The organism is Alphaproteobacteria bacterium, assembly GCA_017308135.1.
Taxonomy (GTDB): Bacteria; Pseudomonadota; Alphaproteobacteria; order CACIAM-22H2; family CACIAM-22H2; genus Tagaea.
In genome coordinates this window covers 637,843-655,421 of the sequence record JAFKFM010000008.1, presented here as the reverse complement: position 1 = coordinate 655,421, position 17,579 = coordinate 637,843, and the positions used below count along the sequence as shown (strand labels likewise).

The window sequence follows — 17,579 nt, the reverse complement described above, 5'->3', positions numbered from 1 at the left end:
CGCGGGTTTCCGCGTGCCGATTGCATAAGGTGAGTATCCGGATGTATAGTCCTCTACAATACCAATTGCAATCCACTTTGCAGGGGGATCGGATGCCGGCAGGCGAGTTCCTAACCGCGATCGGGGCGATCAGCGGCACGTCGATGGACGGGATCGATGTGGCGCTTCTGCGCAGCGACGGAACGCGCGTGGAACGCAGCGGCAAGGGCGGTTCCTATCCCTATCCGGCGGCGTTGCGCGCGGAATTGCTGGAATTCCTCGCCGATCCGGCGCGCGCGGAAACCGATCCGCTGACCGAGCTTGAGGCGCGCACGACCGACGCGCATGTCGCGGCGATCCAGCGTTTCGCGGCCGAAAGCAATGTCGATCTCGCGACCGTCGATATCGTCGGCATGCACGGGCAAACGGTCTGGCATCGGCCGGAGAAGCGTTTCACCCGCCAATTGGCCGATGGTGCGCGCGCGGCGAAGGCGTTGGGCCGCGACGTCATCACGCGATTCCGCCATGCCGATGTGGCGGCGGGCGGCGAGGGGGCGCCTTTTGCACCCCTTTATCATCGTGCCTTGGCCGAACCGCTCGCCAAGCCGCTGATGGTCCTCAATCTCGGCGGGGTGGGCAACGTCACCTATATCGATCGCGACGCGACGATCGCGTTCGATACCGGCCCCGCCTCGGCGCTGCTCGACGATTTCGTCCGCCGCCGGCGCAACATGCCGTTCGACGAGGGCGGCAAACTCGCGGCCTCCGGCAAGGTCGATACGCGCGTGCTGGCGGAACTGATGTCCAATCCGTTCTTTGCGGCGAAACCGCCAAAATCGCTCGATCGCAACGATTTTCACGCGCGCGCGAAGATCGTCGATCTGCTGGGCGACGCGGATGGGGCCGCGACGCTCGCCGCGTTCACGGTCGAAGCGACCGCCGCCGCGATCGAACATGTGCCCGCCAAACCGTCCCGCTGGCTGGTGACCGGGGGCGGGCGCCTCAACCGCTTTTTCATGGATGGGCTCGCGCACCGCTTGGGTGTGCCGGTCGAGCCGGTCGAGGCGGTCGGGTGGAACGGCGATTATCTCGAAGCCGAATTGTTCGGCTTCCTCGCCGTGCGTTCGCTGCGCGGTCTGTCGCTCAGCCTGCCCACGACGACGGGTGTTCCACATCCGATGACCGGCGGATCGCTCGCCAAAGCCGCATGACCGATCCGGTTCTGCGGGTCGAAGGGCTGACGATCGCGCTTGGCGGTGTGAAGCTCGTCGAAGACGTATCGTTCGATATCCTGCCGGGCGAAGCGTTCGGCTTGGTCGGCGAGTCCGGCTGCGGCAAAAGCGTCACCGCCCTTTCGATCCTGCGCCTGATCGCCTCGCCGCCGCTCGCGATCACCGGCGGGCGGATCGAATTCGGCGGGCGCGATCTGCTGAAACTTTCTGACGCGGAAATACGCGGCGTGCGCGGCGGGGAGATCGCGATGATCTTCCAGGAGCCGATGACGTCGCTCAACCCCGTCTTCACCATCGGCGATCAGATCGGCGAGACGCTGACGATCCATCGGTCGATGAATGCGCGTGCCGCCGCGTCGCGCGCGGCCGAGCTTCTCGACCTGGTCGGCATTCCCGCCGCGCGCGCGCAGCTCGAACGCTACCCGCATCAATTGTCGGGCGGGCAGCGTCAGCGCGCGATGATCGCGATGGCGCTGGCGTGCGAGCCTAAATTGCTGATCGCCGACGAGCCGACGACCGCCCTCGACGTGACCGTGCAGGCGCAGATCCTGGCCTTGATCGAGCGCTTGCGCAAAGAACTCGGGCTCGCCTGTCTGCTCATCACCCACGATCTCGGCGTGGTGGGCGAGACATGCGCGCGCGTCGCCGTCATGTATGCGGGGCGGATCGTCGAACAGGGGCCGACGGCGGACGTGTTCGGGCAACCGCGCCATCGCTACACCAAGGCGCTGCTCGAAACGATCCCCGCTGCCAATCCGCCGGGAAAGCGCTTGCCCGCAATCCCGGGCAACGTGCCCGCCCCAGGGCGGCGTGCACCGGGCTGCGCCTTCGCCGAACGCTGTGCCGCACCTCTCGAACGATGCGCCGGCGATCGCCCGCCATTCGTGCGCGCGGGCGAACATAGTGCGGCGTGCTGGAACCCCGCCGCATGAGCGCGCTTCTGGAAGTCGACGGTCTGGTGAAGACCTATCTCGATCGGCGCGGGCGGCGCGTGCGCGCGGTGGACGGCGTCTCTTTCGCGCTCGCCACGGGCGAGGTGCTCGGCATCGTCGGCGAATCCGGTTGCGGCAAGACGACGCTCGGCCGCACCGCGATGCGCTTGCTGGCCCCCGATGCGGGTTCGATCCGTTTCGAAGGAACCGATATCGCCAAGCTGGGCCCGCGCGCGCTGAAGCCGTTCCGGCGCGGCATGCAGATGATCTTCCAGGATCCGTTCGGCTCTCTCAATCCGCGCCACAAGGTCGGTACGATCGTCGGCGAACCGCTCGCCGTTCATGGCGTCGGCGGCGCGCGCGCCCGCGTCGGCGAGTTGCTCGATCTCGTCGGACTGGGGGCGGAAGCGGCGACGCGCTTCCCGCATGAATTTTCCGGCGGGCAGCGTCAGCGCATCGCCATCGCGCGCGCCTTGGCGCTGTCGCCCAAGCTGATCGTGGCGGACGAGCCGGTTTCGGCGCTCGACGTGTCGATCCAATCGCAGATCATCAATCTGATCGTCGATCTGCGGGCACGGCTCGGCCTGTCGATGCTGTTCGTCAGCCACGATCTGTCGGTCGTGCGTCATGTCTGCGACCGCGTGGCGGTGATGTATTTGGGCAAGATCGTCGAGATCGGCGCGACGGAACGGATTTTCGCCGCCCCGCGTCACCCCTATACGCAAGCGCTGCTCTCCGCCATTCCGCGCCCGCCGGGATCGACGGTGCCGGTCCAGCCGCGCATCGTGCTGCACGGCGAGATCCCCGATCCCGCCGATCCGCCGCCGGGCTGCCGCTTCCATCGCCGTTGCCCGCGCGCGAGTGCGCTCTGCGCGCAAGCCGAACCGCCATCGCACGTCACTTCGGATGTCGTCGCCGTCGCGTGCCATCATGCGCTGCGCAACGATTGATCGGCGCCTGCCGCGCGCGGCGGCTAACGAACCAGCTTGCCGCTACGCGTATCGTAGATCCGCAAGCCGTCGGCCGGGGCTGCGAAGCGCACGATCTGGCCCGGCGTGAACGAAATGCTCGACGGGGCGCGGGCGATCGCCTGGCCGTCGGCCAGATCGAGCATCACATAGGTTTCGGAGCCTTGCGGCTCGCTGACGCGCACCTTACCGGTCAGCACCATCGCGCCGGCCGGCGCGTGGTCGGTCACGATCTGCAATTCCTGCGGTCGCACGCCAACGGCGATTTTCTGTCCGGCGGCGAGGGCGTTCGGCAGTTTCATATTCGCCGGAACCGCGACGGCGGCTTTGTTCGCGCCGAAATCCAGCCCGTTATTGGCGACCGCCGCGTCGATCATGTTCATCTCCGGCGTGCCGATGAAGCGCGCGGTGAACATATCGGCGGGATTGTTGTAGAGCTCCATCGGCGCGCCGACCTGCAGGATATGGCCGTCGCGCATGACGACGATCCGGTCGGCGAGCGACATCGCCTCGACCTGGTCGTGCGTCACGAACACGATGGTGCGGCCCAAACGCTGGTGGAGCTGCTTGATCTCCAAACGCATCTGACCGCGCAGCTGCGCGTCGAGATTCGACAACGGCTCGTCGAACAGGAAGGCGACGGGATCGCGCACCATCGCGCGGCCGATCGCCACACGCTGGCGCTGCCCGCCGGACAACGCCGCCGGGCGCCGCTCGAGATAGGGTTCGAGGCCCAACACACGCGCCGTCTCCAGCACGCGTGCTTGCTTCTCCGCCTTCGACATCTTGGCGGTGTAAAGGCCGAAGCCGATATTCTGCGCGACGGTCAGATGCGGGTAGATCGCGTAGTTCTGGAACACCATCGCGATATTGCGCTGCTTGGGTTCCAGATCGTTGACGACATGGCCGCCGATGCGCAGCGTGCCGCCGCTGATCTCCTCCAGCCCCGCGATCATGCGCAACGTCGTCGATTTGCCGCAGCCCGACGGGCCGACCAGCACGACGAATTCGCCGTCCTCGATCGCAAGGTCGATGCCGTGGACGACGCCGACTTTGCCGTAGTTCTTGACGATCTTTTCGAGCTCAATCCGCGCCATTCGACATCTCCGCGATCTCGGCCATGCGGCGGTCGAGCTCGACTTGCGCCGCTTTCTCGCGCGCCGCATGGGCGGCGGCGCGGGATTCGAAACCGGCCAGCGCCAAGCGATAATCGGCGATCGCCGCATCCATCGCGGCGGGGGCGGGGCCGCCGAAGCGGTCGCGGACGGCGACGAAATTCTCGGCCGACACCGTGCGCTGGAATTCGTCCTTGCCCGCGCGCGGGACGCGACCCGTATGTTCGCGGAAGGCGGCGGCGAAGACCTCGTAGCCGTCGCGCTTTAAATCGCCCGCGCGTGCGACGATCGCGCGCGACACATCGGCGGCGATCTCGTGGCCCTCGCGGAACGAGAGATTCTCGGTCCGCACCAGCCAATCGGCGAGTTCGGTGATCGTGGCGCAGGAGCGGTTCAGGATATCGGCGACGCGTTCCGGATCGATCCGGCCCGCACCGACCGTCGCAGTCAGCAGCTCAAGCACGCGATGCGCGACGTCGAACGCCTGATAGCCCATCTCGTGGGTCTCGGCCTCGCTGTCGGTCATGTCGGTGAAGGGCGTGTTGTGCATTACGTCGACGACCGCGCGCGCGCGGCCGACCGCTTGGCCCGAGAGATGGCGCAGATGCTCGAACGGCACCGGGTTGCGCTTCTGCGGCATGATCGACGAGATCTGCACGAAGGCGTTGGGCAGATAGAGCTGCCCGACTTCGAAGCTCGACCAGAATTGGAAATCCTGAACGGGGCGGCCGAGATGCAGGAACATCAGCCCCAGCGCGCTATAGACCGACGTCAAGTAATCCGTCGCGGCTATGCAGGAATAGGAATTGCGCAAGGGGGCGGCGAAGCCGAGCAGCGCGGCGACGCGATGCCGGTCGATCGGGAAGCCCGACGTGGTGATCGCGGCGGCCCCCAGCGGGCACAGATCGACGATCCCGCGCGCGGCTTCCACGCGTTCCATGTCGCGGATCAGCACTTCCATGATCGCGGACAGGTAATGCCCGTGCGTCGTGGGCTGGGCCGGCTGGCCATGCGTATAGGCGACGATGACGACGTCGCGATCGCGATGCGCCGCCTCGATCAGCGCGGCAAGCAACGAACGCGACGCCGCGAGCAGGGCGTCTATGCGCGGCTTCAGCGCGAGCTTCAGGAAAGTGTGATCGATATCGTTGCGCGAACGCGCCGTGTGCAGGCGCCCGCCGATATCCGCACCCGCGCGCGCCTTCAACTCGCGCTCCATATAGAAGAAGTAATCTTCGACGTCGCCGCCGTAATTGAGGCCGGCGGGGTCGATCTCGCGCGCCATCGCCTGCAACGCGCGCGCGATCGTCTTGCCTTGATGCTTGTCGAGAATGCCGGTCTCGACCAGCATCACGAGATGCGCACGGTCGATGCGGGCAAGGGCGTCCGCGTGATGGCTCTTGGCGCCGTCGAACAGCGGCTTCAGCACGGTCTTACGATAGACGGGATCGGGGAAGATCGATTTGTCGTTGGCTTGCAGAATACCCATTGTTCAGCCCTTTACGCCGGCCAGCATTACGCCGCGCACGATGTAGCGTTGGAAGAAGAGGAAGATGAGTAGCGTGGGCACGGTCGCGAGTGCGGCACCCGTCATGATCATTTCCCACTGGATCGATTGTTCGACCGCAAAGCTCGAAAGCCCGACCGGCAGAGTGTAGAGCGTCTGATCCGTCGTCACGATCAGCGGCCAGAAGAACGCGGTCCAATTGCCGAGGAAGGTGAAGATCGCCAGCGCCGAAAGGGCGGGTGTGACCAGCGGCAAGGCCACTTTCCACCAGATCGTGAATTCGTTGAGGCCGTCGATGCGCGCGGCTTCGAGGAAGTCGTTGGGCACCGTCTCGAAGAATTGCTTCAGCAGGAACACGCCGAATGCGGTGATCAGCCCCGGAAACATGATGCCCCAATAGGTGTCGAGCCAGCCGAATTGGCTGGACATCAGATACCAGGGGATCACCAGCATCTCGGTCGGGATCATCAGCGTCGACAGGATCGCGATGAATACGACTTGGCGGCCGCGGAACTGGAACTTGGCCAGCGTATAGGCGACGAGGCTGTCGAAGAACAGGCACGACAGCGTGACAACCGTCGCGACGAAGATCGAGTTGAAGAACCAGCGCGCGAAGCGGCCGTCGGCCAGCACCTGAATATAGTTCGCGAAGGTCGGCGCTTGCGGGATCAGGCGCAGATCGTAGACGTCGCCCGCCGTTTTGAGCGACGTCGAGAACATGAACAGCAGCGGCGTCATCATCACCACGCCGCCCAGGAACAGGATCGTCCAAGCGACGATGCGGCCGGGACGCGTCGCGAGCCGGCGTGGCGCCGTTGCGGGGAGGGCGTGGACGGTGCCGGTCATCTCAACGGTTCCTCAGGATCCAGAGCTGGGCCATCGAGATCGTGAACAGGATGACGAACAGCACGACCGTCTGCGCCGCCGCGTAGCCCATTTGGTAGGACCCGAACGCGGTCTGGTAGATCATCAGCACCAGTGGTTTGGTCGAGTTGAGCGGCCCGCCGGGATCGTTGCTGGTCATGTTGTAGACTTGGTCGAAAATCCGCAGGAAGCCGATCGACGAGAACACGACCAGGAACACCGTGGTCGGTTTCAGCAACGGAATGGTGATGCGCGTCAGGATCGCACCTTCGCCCAACCCGTCCACACGCGCGGCTTCGTAATAGCTCGTCGGGATCGCGCGCAGGCCCGCGAGGAAGATGATGATCTGGAAGCCGAGATGCGCCCAGATCGACGTCGTCATGATCGCGGGCAATGCCTGTTCGATCGATCGCAGAAAGGGTTGTGCGGGCACGCCGAACACGCTGAGCGTGCTATTGATCACGCCGATCGGCGGCGGCTGGTAGAACCAGCGCCACACCCAGGCCATCGCGGCGGCGGTCGTGAGATAAGGCAGGAAATAAAGCGCGCGGATGAAGCCGTGCAGGAATACGACGCGATCGAGGTAGTAGGCGATCGCGAAGGACAGCACGATCGAGATCGGCGTGCCGAGAATGAGATAGGCGAAGGTGTTGCGGAAGACCTGCCAGAACACCGGATCGGCGAACAGGCGGCGGTAGTTTTCGAGCCCGACGAATTTCGCCGGGTTCAACAGATCCCAATCGGTGACCGACAGGAAGAACGAGTCGATCGTGGGATAGAAGCGCACGACCGTGAAGAAGACGAGCGGCAGCGCCAGGAACGTCCAGGCCCACACGACTTGCCGGGAGGAGAGGGACAAGCGCCCCCATAGGCGTCCGAAGACGCCGCTCGGTCCGGTCATATTCGTGTGGGCCATAGCTCGTTTCCGCCGCGATGTGCTGCGTTACTTGGCCTTCGCCTTGTCGAGCACGGCCTGTTCGCGTTCGGCCGCGACCTTCAGCGCGTCGGCGATCGGCGTGTCCTTCAGCAGGACCGTGTTGATCAGATCGATCGACACCTGGCGCTGGGCGAGTTCGTCGGTCATCGGCGGCGTGGACGAATAATCCAGCGCGCGGATGAACGGCCCGTAGATCGGGTCGTTGACGTTCGCGTCGGTCAACGCGACCGCACGGCGCGCGGGCAACTCGCCGACCTTCTCCAGCCAGATCGCCATCGCCTTGGGCGACGACGCGAAGGCCAGGAACTTCTCCGCCGCCGCGAGCTTCTCGCCCGTGGCGCCCGCACTGATCGCGTTGGCGAAGTAGCTGCCGAAATTCGCCTTGTTGCCGTTCACAGTCGGCAATTCGACCACGCCCCAGGTGAAGTTCTTGATCGTCTTATAGGACGCGATGCGGAACGTGCCGTCGACCACCATGCCGGCGAGACCGGCACGGAACGCCGCTTGGCCTTCGTCCATGAAGCCTTCGCGGCCGATTTTGTGGACCTTCTGCAGATCGACATAGAACTGTAGCGATTTGCGGCCGGCCTCGGTGTTGTAGGCGACCTTGCTGCCGTCGGCCGAATAGGACTCGCCGCCATATTGGCGCACGAGGATTTCGCGCCACCAATTATGGTCCTGGCGCGCGATGTCGAGCGCCATGCCGACCTGGGTGAAGTTGCCGGCGTTGTCGAGCTTCGTCATCGCCTTGCCGGCGGCGACGAGTTCTTCGATCGTGCGCGGCGGCTTTTCGGGATCGAGCCCGGCCTTGGCGAACATGTCCTTGTTGTAGAACAGCGCCATCGAGCGAACGGCCGTGGGCAGCCCGTAATACTTGCCGTCGCGCTTCATCGCCGAGACGATGGGGAAGAACTCCTTCTCGATTTCGTCGGCCTTGAACGCGGTCGGCGACAGCGGCTGCACGAGGCGGCCGGAAATGAACGTATCGAGCCAGCCGTAGAAGAGCTGCATCACTTCGGGGCTGCGGCCGGCGGCGCGCGCGGCGATCAGGCGCGTCTGATAATCGGCGTAGGGGAAGGTGACTTGCTTGACCGTAATGCCGGGGTTTTCGGCTTCGAAGGTTTTGATGACTTCGGTCATCGCTTGGACGCGGGTGTCGAAGACGTACTGCCAGTACTGAATTTCGACCGCCGCAACCGGATTGTGGCCGCCCAGAAGCGCGCCGGCCGCCGTCGCCGTGACGGCGAGCGCGCGGACGAGGTTCCGGAAATTCGGCAAGAAGGTCATGGGCATCCTCCTGTGGGTCTACGCCTCTGCGAGCGTTTTGGGGAAAGTTACGCAAGCGCTTGCATAAAATGACTCGGATTGGTTGTCAATCCCGATCGAGATACGCTAACCTCATCGACGTCGAATTCTGTCGGATATCGATATTATCGGCATTCCGGCGGCAATAATACGAACCGGCGGCGGAAAGCGAAAAACATCGTGTCGAGCAAGCGCTTGCGTAAATCGGCGACCGACTTGAAATCCCTGGCGGCGCAGCTGGGCGTTTCGCAATCGACCGTCAGCCGGGCGCTGCGCGACCATCCCGCGATCCCCGAAACGACGCGACGGCGCGTGCAATCGGCCGCCGACGCCGCAGGCTATCGGCCGAATGTCAGGGCGCGCAGCCTCGCGATCGGCCGGGCGGAGGCGATCGGCCTCGTCTTTCCGCTCGAACGTCTGCAATTGCCCGAGACGAATTTCGTCGATGTCCTCGCCGGAATCTCGACCGCCGTCACCGAGCGGAACTATTCGCTGCTGCTGTCGCCATTCATGGACGACGAGGCGGCGGTTTTGCGCAAACTCGCCTCGTCGAAGGCGGTCGATGGCGTAATCATCACGCGGCCGCTGGTCGACGATCCGCGCATCGCGTTGCTGAATTCGCTCGGCTTGCCTTACGTCGTGCATGGGCGAACGGAAGTCGACGCGCCGTTCTCCTATGTCGATACCGACAACGACAATTCCTTCGAGCGCCTGACCGGGTTGCTGCTCGATTACGGTCATCGCCATATCGTGGCCGTGAACGGGCTCGCGCATTTCCGCTATGCCGCCGCGCGTGCGGCGGCGTTCCACCGCGCTTTCGCCGCGCGCGGGTTGAGCGCACCGCCGGAAGCGGTCGAGTTCGTGTCGATGACCGAGCAGACGGGTTACGAAACCGCCCTGCGGCATCTGCAAAGCAAAACGCGGCCGAGCGCGTTCGTCTGCGGCTCGGTCTTCCAGGCGCGCGGCGTCTATCGCGCGATCGCGGCGTGCGGGCTTGCCGTGGGCAAGGATATCTCGGTCGTCGCACACGACGACGGCGTTCGCGGTCTGACGGCGCTGGAACTGAATCCGCCGCTGACAGCGACCTATACGCCCATTCGCAAGAGCGGCGAATTTCTGGCGGCGACGCTGATCGATTTGATCGAGGGCAAGCGCGGCGCGCCGTCGCGCACGATCATGCCGTTCGATTTGATCCTGCGCGCTTCGGTCCGGGTCGCCTGACGACGGGCCCGCGCTAGGTCCGCGCGTCGTCCAGCGCGAAACGCGCGGTGCGCTCGGCGATCATGATCGTCGGCGCGTTGGTGTTCGCCGAGGTGATGGCGGGCATGACCGACGCGTCGGAGACGCGCAAACCCTGAACGCCACGCACCGTCAATCGCCCGTCGACGACGGAGGCGTCGTCCGCCCCCATGCGGCAGGTGCCGACGGGGTGGAAAACCGTATCGGCTTTCTGCGCGATCCAGTCGAGGATTTCGGCGTCGCTGCGCACGTCGGGGCCGGGCATCAGCTCGCCGCCGCGCCAGCCATCGAAAGCCGGCTGAGCGAACAGGCCGCGCAGGATTTTGACGCCCGCGGTCAACACGCGCTTGTCGCGCGGGGCCGAGAGGTAATTGGGATCGATGCGCGGGGCCGCTAACGGATCGGCGCTGGCCAGCGAAATGCGGCCCCGGCTTTCCGGCCGCATCTGGCAGATATTGGCGAAGAAGCCGTTCTCGGCGCGCGCCCCCGGCGGATCGCGGAACGGATTGACGCGGATCGTAGCGCTGGTGAGTGCGGGCATGAAATGGCTTTGCAGATCGGGCTCGGCCAGGCCGGGCTCCGACTTGAAATAGCCGCCGACCAGCAGCGGGAAACACGCCGCCGGGCCTTTGCCCTGTATCAGCGCGCGCAGCAGGGCGAAGGCCGCGCGATCGGCGCGCAGAAGTTCGTTGAGCCCACCGGGCTTCAGCGCCGCATGCTCGACGCGGATCAGTAGATGGTCCTGCAGATTGGCGCCGATCTGCGCGCGATCGGCGACGACGGGCACGCCCAGCGCCGAGAGTTCGACCGCCGGACCAATGCCCGAGCGCAGCAGCAAATGCGGCGAGCCGACCGTGCCCGCACAGACGATCACCTCGCGGCGCGCTTTGACGACCCGCTCGACGCCGCCTTGGCGCAGGATCAGGCCCGTGCAGCGCGTACCTTCGAAGGTCAGGCGCACGACTTCCGCATCGGCGATCAAACGCAACGTGCCGTTCGCCAAAGCGGGGCGCAGATAGGCGCGCGCCGTGCTGGCGCGCCGCCCGCCGCGAATATTGAAACGATAGCGCCCGGCGCCCGACGGGTTGGGGCCGTTGAAATCGTCGGTGCGGCCATAACCGGCACTCTCGGCAGCCGAAAGATAGGCGTCGTAAAGCGGCGTCCACCAATCGGGTTGCTCGATGCCCAACGTCTTGCGCCCGTCGCCGCTCGGCTCGTTCTCCAAAGCTTGATAGACGGGCTCGACCTTTTCCCACGACCAATCGCGCAAACCGGTTTGCGCCCAATGTTCGTAGTCGGAGGGCAGGCCGCGCACCCACACCATGCCGTTGATGGCGCCCGAGCCGCCGACGAGCTTGCCGCGCGGCCATTTGAGGCGCCGCCCGCCAAGATGCGTCTGCGGTTCGGTCTCGAACTGCCACGTATATTTGGTGCCGCGCAGGAACCAGCCGGTCAGCAAGGGCACGGACAATAGCGGATCGCGGCCGGGCGGTCCGGCTTCGATCACGGCGACTTTATGTTTGCCGTCCGACGCCAAGCGTGCCGCAAGCAGCGAACCGGCCGAACCTGCGCCGACGACGACGAAGTCGGCTTCGTGGAAAACGTCCGCCATCAATTCAAATCGAGTTCGATCGACAGATCCAGACGCTGCCACAGATCGCGCTTTTCCAGATCGTCGCCTTCGGCTTCCGTGCCGCGCACGTCGCGCAGATTGCTGTGCGTCTCGCGCCGCAGGATGACGATCAGGTCGGTCTCGTCTTCCAGCACGAAGGGGAATTCGTGCCAGCAGCCGATCTTCATGCAGAAACCAGCACTGCCGTCGAAGCGCAGCGCCTTCAGCGCCCCCAGATCCGGCATCGGCTGGTCGTTGGGTGCCCCCAGCACCACGACGAACGGCTTGCCCTTCAGCGGGATGAAAGTCTGCGTATGTTTGAAATGCCGTTCGATCCAACGCACGGCGAGGGGGCGGCGGCGCAAGGTCGCGACGGTCAACTCGGTCTGCTCGTCGGATTCGAAGCGCGTGGGCTTGCGCAACACGCCATCGTAGAAATGCAGGCGATTGCCCGGCTCGGGCACGTTGGAGCCGAGCAGCCAGCCGAACGGCGCCACGTTCTCGGGTGTCGCGTCTTCGATGCGCAAGCGTTGGATCGTCGTCGCGGTCATGGCGCGGGCTCCACGAAGGCGCCCGTCTTCTTGTCGCGCAGGCGCAGTTTGACGAAAACCTTACCCGTCCCGCCATGATCGATGCCGGTATCGAAGCAATCGAAAGTGTTGAAGCGCGGGCTGATCGGGTGAAGTCCCGCTTCCAGCCGGTCTTGCGCCAGCAACAGCGCGGGTTGCAGCTTGGCGATCACGCCCAGGCACAACGGCGCGGTCGACGCGGATGTATCGAGCAAGCCGTCGGTCGAGAACACGAAGGTTTCGCCCTTGCGGATGAAATTCGCGCAGTGATGCGCGCCCGTCACCTCGGCGACGATTTCCATATCTTCCTTGTTCATGACACCGCCTTCGGAAGAATGCGTTCGGTAACGGGTTCGTGCGTGTCGGCGCGGCGCAGATGCACTTGGCAACGCGCCTTCGACTTGCCTTCGTCGGACCCCGTGTGCGGGCATTCGTGATAGCGCCACACGCAGGTCATGGGATTGAGCCCTTCGGCCGCGCGGTCGAAGGTCATGTAGAAGATCGACAGAATGGGCGAGAGCAGATGCACGCAGACCGGCGCGTCGGTCAACGCCGGCACGACCTTGTGGCGCATGTCGAACACGATCTTCTGGCCGGGCTTGACACCGCATTTGCAGCCGCCGCCGTTGCTCGTGACCTCGACCACGACTTGGTAGTCATCGAGCCAGCGATGCCCGAGATGCCGGCGTGCGGCGAACAGGTTGCGCACTTCGGGCGACAGACGCTCGAATTCGTCGTCGGTGAATTCCAGCGCTTGTTTCAAGCGCTCCTGCATCTCGTCCAGATGGTCTTCGGGCTGGACGTAGAAGGGATCGATGCGGGGCGGGTTCGTCATACGGCCGTGACTCCTCCGTCGGCGACCAGAATATGGCCGGTGATGAACGATGCGGCGGGTGAGGCGAGGAACAAGGCCGCGCGCGCGATTTCGTCGGCTTCGCCCAAGCGGCCCAGCGGAATGCTGGCGACCAGACCGGCGGCGCGCGTGGCGTCGGCCCGCGCGATCGCGGTCATCGGCGTGGCGATCGGACCGGGCGCGACGGCGTTGGCGCGTGCGCCAAACGAAGCGAACTCGACCGCCAGGGTTTTGGCGAGCGCGTTGACGCCGCCTTTGGACGCGGCATAGGCGGTCGCGCGGCGATGGCCGATCAGGCCGATCTGGCTGGAGAACAGCACCAGCGATCCGCCGCGCTGTTTTTCGAAAATCGGCGCCACATGCCGCGCCACGCGATAGGCGCCGCCCAGATTGATCGACACGACGCGCTCCCAATCCTCGGGACCCGTTTCGCCGATATTGCGATGCTCGAACACGCCGGCGGTGACGATCGCGGCGTCGATGCCGCCAAGCGCTTCGTGCGCGCCGCGTACGGCGGCGGCGACTTGGCCGTCGTCGCGCGTATCGCAGGCGCAAACGAATTTGGCTTCGGGGACGGCTTCGGCCGTGCCCGGCATCGTCGTCGCGGCGACGATCGCGCCGGCTTCGGCCGCAAGGCGCACGCAAGACTGGCCGATGCCCGATCCGCCGCCCACGATCAGCAGGCGAAGGCCGCGCAGATCGACCAGCATCGCGGTCATGCGATCACGACCAAATCGCGGTCGATGGGCCGCAGCATGCGACAGCCCTTCGCCTCGACCTCGACGCTGTCTTCCAGATGGAAGCTGCCGAGATCGGGATCGCGATAGAAGACTTCGGTGTTCACGATCATGTTTTCCTCGAGGGCGTAGCCTTTGACGAGGCTATCTTCCTCGGGGAATTCGAACACTTCCAGCCCAATCCCGTGCGTGGTGACGGAGACGAGGTCGCGGCGCAGGCCGAATCCTTCGATCGTGTCGCGCGTCAGCTTGCGCAGATCTTCGGTGTTGATACCGGGCTTGATCGCGGCTTCGACCGCTTCCAGCGCGGCGACGACGGCCTTGTAGCGCAGCTTGTGCGCCGCGGTCGGTTCGCCGACGACACCGGTGCGCGCAAGATCCATGTGATAGCCGCCGAGCGTGCCCAGGCAATCGAGCACGACCGCGTCGCCCGGCGTCAGGCGGCGCTCGTGGCTTGCGGGCAGGCTCATCGCCGAAGCGTCGCCCGCACCGAACATCATGCCGCGCTCGCCCAGGAAGGCCGCGTCGTGATCGACCAGCACGCGGCGATAGACGCGGATCAGATCGTCTTCGGCGATACCGGGCTTGGCGTTGGCGATGACCGCTTCCAGCGCTTTGGCGTTGACCTCCGCACCCTTGGTCATCAGCGCGATTTCGTCGCGCGTTTTGACGATGCGGATGCGGCGCATGAGTTGCAGGATATCGGCGATGGGCGCATTGCCGCCAAGCCCACGCCCCGACAGGCGCTGGGCCAGGCGCATATCGTCGCAGCCGAGCTTCGCGGATTTGAGACCCGCGCGTTCGACCGCGGCGATCACCGCATCGACGAACGAGGCCTTCTGCGTCGGGCGCAATTCGGCGCGTTTGGCGGCGAGATTGCGGCGAAGATCGTTGGAGAGATTGCGCTCCAGCGTCTCGCCCATATAGACGCCGACCGAGCTCCACGGATTGCCGAACATCTCGACTTCTTTGATCCAGCTCGGCCGTTCCGCCAGCGTAGGCAGATCGAATTCCTGGATCACGAGTACGGGTTCGGCGTCGGCGCTGGCGGGCAGGATCACCGCCGCCGACCAATCCTCGAACCCGCCGAGCAGATATTCCGACGCGAAGCCGGAGGCGTAGGAAACGTTGACCGGTGTGGCGAGGATCGCGCCGTCGAGACCGGCTTCGCGCAACAAGCGGCGGGCGCGTTCGAGATTGAGGAACATCAGGCGGTCTTGCGCGCGGCGATGACGACCCAGGGGAAACGCCACGCCTTGTTCTCGGGCGACAAGGCGCCGGTCATTTCCTCGAAACGCGTGATCTCGACTTTGTCGAAACCCGCGCGGCGATGGGCGGCGGCCAGATCCATCTGGTCGAGCGGCGGCATGAACGGCTCGTTGTTCCGCGCGCTATGGCCGTAATGGATGAATTTGTTGAACGGATCGTCGCCCGCCAGGAAGTCGAGATGGATCGACCAGCCGCCGGGGGCGAGCAGGCGATGGGCTTCGTGCAGCACCTTCTCGATATGCGAGACGGGCATTTCGTGCAGCATCATCGTGCTGGTGACGAGATCGGCGTTGCCGGCAGGCAGCTTCGTGTCGGCCGCGTCGCCCTGGCGGAACTGGACGTTGCGCGCCTGATCCTCGGCCGCCGTGTGTGCTGCGAGCTTCACGCACGGGGCAGCGAGATCGACACCGACGACCTCCGTGTCGCGGCTCGACGAATAGAAGGGGCGCGTGCTTTTGCCGAAGCCGCAGCCCATATCGACGATACGCTTGGGCTGCTTGCCCAGGCGTTCCATCGCGATACGGGTGAAACGCTGATGCAGGTCGCCATGCTTGTCGAGCAGCGGCGTCGTGGTGCGGGCCCCGCGCTCGTACACCATGCCGGCGACCGAATCGCCATGCACGCCGCCGGGGTGCTGGTGGATGTCGATGGCGGGATAATATTCGGGCGGCACGAAATCCGGCGGGATGACGAGGCGTTCGTTGTTCGTCGGCTCGATCATCGGCGCCAATTCGTCGCGATGCGCGCCGTAATGATTGGCCAGACCGTAGCGGCCCGAATACTTCATCTTTTGCAGATGCCGTTCGAACCACGCGAAATAGCGATAGGTCGTGTCGTTCGCGATTAGCTTTTCGACGTCGTCGACGGTCTTGGGCTTGGCGGGGGCCGCTTCCGCCGCCGCGCGATAGCGCTGCGCCACTTCCGGATACAGGTTTCGCGTCCATTGTAGCTTGCAGGACAGCAGGAATTCCTGGAACGCTTCGAAGGGCCGATGGGTCGGGGGATCGGTACGCATGCGAAGCCTCCACTCCTGTCCGCGATTGGTTTTCTGGCATGAGTGTGTAATTGTACTAAACATATATCAATAGGTTTTTTGCGCGGGGGCAAAATGGCGGCGGAAAACGGCGTCGACGAACTGGTCGCGAAGCTCACCGCGCTGAAGGCGGAGCGCGGTTACTTGCTGCCCCATCACGGGCTTCTGGCCGCGATGGCGCCCGACGTGCTGGACGCCTATGGCGCCTTGTACCGCGCGCTGACTTTGGGCAAACGCCATCTCGACGAATTCACCAAAGAGTTCGTGTGGCTCGCGATCCTCGCTGCGACCGACGAAGCCGCCGCGACGCATCATATCGCGAAGTTCCGCAACGCGGGCGGCACGGACGCGCAGATCGCGATCGCGGTGCGGCTCGCCGCCTGGGCGCGCGGCGAGGGCGCGGTCGCGTTCGCCGACAAAATCTGGTCGCCGCATATGGCGGGCTTCGATTGGCGCCAGGCTCGGGGCGATGCGCGCGCCGCGTTGATCGCGGGCGGCAGCGTGACGCCGGGCCAAGCGCTGCTGGCGGAGATCGCCACGCGCACCTGCCTCGACCAATGGACGCAACTCGCCGACGCGATCGTCGAAGCCGTGGCGGCGGGCGAAAGCGAAGATCGCATCGCCGAAGCACTGATGCTGACCATGTTCCCGGCCGGCGTGCCGCGCTTCGTGGAAGCGGCGGGCGTGTGGCTCGAACTTATTCGCGACGGCCGCGTTCCGGCCTCGCCCCGATTGCGCGCCTGGGCCTCGCTCGAAGGGCAGGGCGGGCACGACGAAGCCAGCGGAAAGGTGAAGAAATGACCGATACGAAGACGCTCGAACAAGTCGGCGGCAAGCGCGGCTATCTGCTGCCCTATCACAAGATGCTGGCGGCCTATGACGGCGAACTACTCGCCAAATACGACGCGTTCTATACGCGCCTGACGCTGACGCAAAAGACCCTGACCGACCGCGAAAAGGAATTCGTGTGGGTCACGTTGCTGGTCGCGGTGCGCGAAGGCCACGGCACGCTGCATTTGCGCCGTGCCGATGCCGCCGGTTTGCCGCGTGCACACATGCATATCGCGATCAATCTGGCGGGCATCGCCGAAAGCCGGCCGGCCACCGCCTTCGCCAAGCATTATTGGAAGGATTGGGCGCCGGACGCGGACATGGACGCGCTTTACTTCGCCAACATCGCCGCCGCGCGCGGCGACGTGCCCGAAGCGCTGGTCGAACTGGCGCTGGCGACGGCGCACGCATCCAAGCGCGATGCGGCGTCGCTGCAATTGCACATCAAGCGCTTCTTCGCGGCCGGCGGCAAGCCGGCAGCGTTGGTCGAGGCTTTGGCGTTCCTGCTGTTGCCGTGCGGCGGGCCGACCTTGATCGATGCGGTCGACGCCTGGGCCGAGGCGGCGGCGGACGGGAAAATCCCGTCGCCGTTCTGAT

18 protein-coding genes are annotated in these 17,579 nt (G+C 65.1%); 6 read left to right on the top strand and 12 right to left on the bottom strand.

The genetic code is table 11. From position 1 onward, the window contains the following. The first annotated feature begins 92 nt into the window (after nucleotides 1-92). Genes J0H39_11415 through J0H39_11405 form a run of 3 tightly spaced genes read left to right on the top strand, consistent with a single transcriptional unit; the run spans nucleotide 93 to nucleotide 3,093 of the window. The gene (locus tag J0H39_11415) at nucleotides 93-1,190 is read left to right on the top strand and encodes an anhydro-N-acetylmuramic acid kinase (protein MBN9497352.1); all 1,098 of its coding nucleotides are present in this window, start codon (nucleotides 93-95) and stop codon (nucleotides 1,188-1,190) included. Further along, nucleotides 1,187-2,143, top strand: a complete 957-nt coding sequence (locus J0H39_11410; protein MBN9497351.1) for an ABC transporter ATP-binding protein — start codon at nucleotides 1,187-1,189, stop codon at nucleotides 2,141-2,143. Before J0H39_11415 ends, J0H39_11410 begins: the two co-directional genes overlap by 4 nt. Further along, nucleotides 2,140-3,093: an ATP-binding cassette domain-containing protein gene (locus tag J0H39_11405; protein MBN9497350.1), complete on the top strand. Its 954-nt coding sequence runs from the start codon at nucleotides 2,140-2,142 to the stop codon at nucleotides 3,091-3,093. The genes J0H39_11410 and J0H39_11405 overlap by 4 nt, the downstream gene beginning before the upstream one ends. Nucleotides 3,094-3,116: 23 nt before the next feature. Here J0H39_11405 and ugpC read toward each other — a convergent pair whose 3' ends face one another. From ugpC to J0H39_11380, 5 genes are read right to left on the bottom strand one after another with little or no spacing between them, the layout of a single operon-like run. Next, entirely contained in the window at nucleotides 3,117-4,208 is a 1,092-nt protein-coding gene (gene ugpC, locus J0H39_11400; GenBank protein MBN9497349.1) for a sn-glycerol-3-phosphate ABC transporter ATP-binding protein UgpC, read from the bottom strand. After that, nucleotides 4,195-5,715 (bottom strand): argininosuccinate lyase, encoded by a 1,521-nt coding sequence (gene argH / locus J0H39_11395; protein ID MBN9497348.1) that lies wholly within the window; start codon nucleotides 5,713-5,715, stop codon nucleotides 4,195-4,197. Before argH ends, ugpC begins: the two co-directional genes overlap by 14 nt. Before the next feature lie 3 nt (nucleotides 5,716-5,718). Continuing rightward, complete coding sequence (locus J0H39_11390) at nucleotides 5,719-6,579, bottom strand: carbohydrate ABC transporter permease (GenBank protein MBN9497347.1); 861 nt, start codon at nucleotides 6,577-6,579, stop codon at nucleotides 5,719-5,721. Between the two features lies 1 nt (nucleotide 6,580). Then, a complete protein-coding gene (locus J0H39_11385) occupies nucleotides 6,581-7,513 on the bottom strand; it encodes a sugar ABC transporter permease (GenBank protein MBN9497346.1) in 933 nt (310 codons plus the stop codon). A 27-nt stretch (nucleotides 7,514-7,540) separates the two neighbouring features. Further along, complete coding sequence (locus J0H39_11380) at nucleotides 7,541-8,821, bottom strand: extracellular solute-binding protein (GenBank protein MBN9497345.1); 1,281 nt, start codon at nucleotides 8,819-8,821, stop codon at nucleotides 7,541-7,543. Between the two features lie 198 nt (nucleotides 8,822-9,019). Here J0H39_11380 and J0H39_11375 point away from each other — a divergent pair, with 198 nt between their 5' ends. Beyond that, nucleotides 9,020-10,060 (top strand): substrate-binding domain-containing protein, encoded by a 1,041-nt coding sequence (locus tag J0H39_11375; protein MBN9497344.1) that lies wholly within the window; start codon nucleotides 9,020-9,022, stop codon nucleotides 10,058-10,060. A 13-nt stretch (nucleotides 10,061-10,073) separates the two neighbouring features. On the opposite strand, the gene J0H39_11370 is transcribed toward J0H39_11375, so the two are convergent. Genes J0H39_11370 through J0H39_11340 form a run of 7 tightly spaced genes read right to left on the bottom strand, consistent with a single transcriptional unit; the run spans nucleotide 10,074 to nucleotide 16,133 of the window. Continuing rightward, entirely contained in the window at nucleotides 10,074-11,690 is a 1,617-nt protein-coding gene (locus J0H39_11370) for a GMC family oxidoreductase N-terminal domain-containing protein (protein ID MBN9497343.1), read from the bottom strand. Further along, the gene (locus J0H39_11365; protein ID MBN9497342.1) at nucleotides 11,690-12,241 is read right to left on the bottom strand and encodes an ureidoglycolate lyase; all 552 of its coding nucleotides are present in this window, start codon (nucleotides 12,239-12,241) and stop codon (nucleotides 11,690-11,692) included. The genes J0H39_11370 and J0H39_11365 overlap by 1 nt, the downstream gene beginning before the upstream one ends. Beyond that, the gene (locus J0H39_11360; protein MBN9497341.1) at nucleotides 12,238-12,576 is read right to left on the bottom strand and encodes a hypothetical protein; all 339 of its coding nucleotides are present in this window, start codon (nucleotides 12,574-12,576) and stop codon (nucleotides 12,238-12,240) included. The genes J0H39_11365 and J0H39_11360 overlap by 4 nt, the downstream gene beginning before the upstream one ends. Next, nucleotides 12,573-13,094, bottom strand: coding sequence for a hypothetical protein (locus J0H39_11355; protein MBN9497340.1), 522 nt, complete (start codon nucleotides 13,092-13,094; stop codon nucleotides 12,573-12,575). The genes J0H39_11360 and J0H39_11355 overlap by 4 nt, the downstream gene beginning before the upstream one ends. After that, nucleotides 13,091-13,831 carry an SDR family oxidoreductase gene (locus tag J0H39_11350; GenBank protein ID MBN9497339.1) on the bottom strand — a complete coding sequence of 247 codons (741 nt, stop codon included), beginning with the start codon at nucleotides 13,829-13,831 and terminating at the stop codon, nucleotides 13,091-13,093. The genes J0H39_11355 and J0H39_11350 overlap by 4 nt, the downstream gene beginning before the upstream one ends. Next, entirely contained in the window at nucleotides 13,828-15,102 is a 1,275-nt protein-coding gene (locus J0H39_11345; GenBank protein MBN9497338.1) for an aminopeptidase P family protein, read from the bottom strand. Before J0H39_11345 ends, J0H39_11350 begins: the two co-directional genes overlap by 4 nt. Beyond that, the gene (locus J0H39_11340; protein ID MBN9497337.1) at nucleotides 15,057-16,133 is read right to left on the bottom strand and encodes a class I SAM-dependent methyltransferase; all 1,077 of its coding nucleotides are present in this window, start codon (nucleotides 16,131-16,133) and stop codon (nucleotides 15,057-15,059) included. The genes J0H39_11345 and J0H39_11340 overlap by 46 nt, the downstream gene beginning before the upstream one ends. A gap of 93 nt (nucleotides 16,134-16,226) precedes the next feature. Between J0H39_11340 and J0H39_11335 the strand changes: the two genes are divergently transcribed. Then, nucleotides 16,227-16,952, top strand: a complete 726-nt coding sequence (locus J0H39_11335; protein MBN9497336.1) for a carboxymuconolactone decarboxylase family protein — start codon at nucleotides 16,227-16,229, stop codon at nucleotides 16,950-16,952. Further along, complete coding sequence (locus tag J0H39_11330) at nucleotides 16,949-17,578, top strand: hypothetical protein (GenBank protein MBN9497335.1); 630 nt, start codon at nucleotides 16,949-16,951, stop codon at nucleotides 17,576-17,578. Before J0H39_11335 ends, J0H39_11330 begins: the two co-directional genes overlap by 4 nt. Nucleotide 17,579 lies beyond the last annotated feature (1 nt).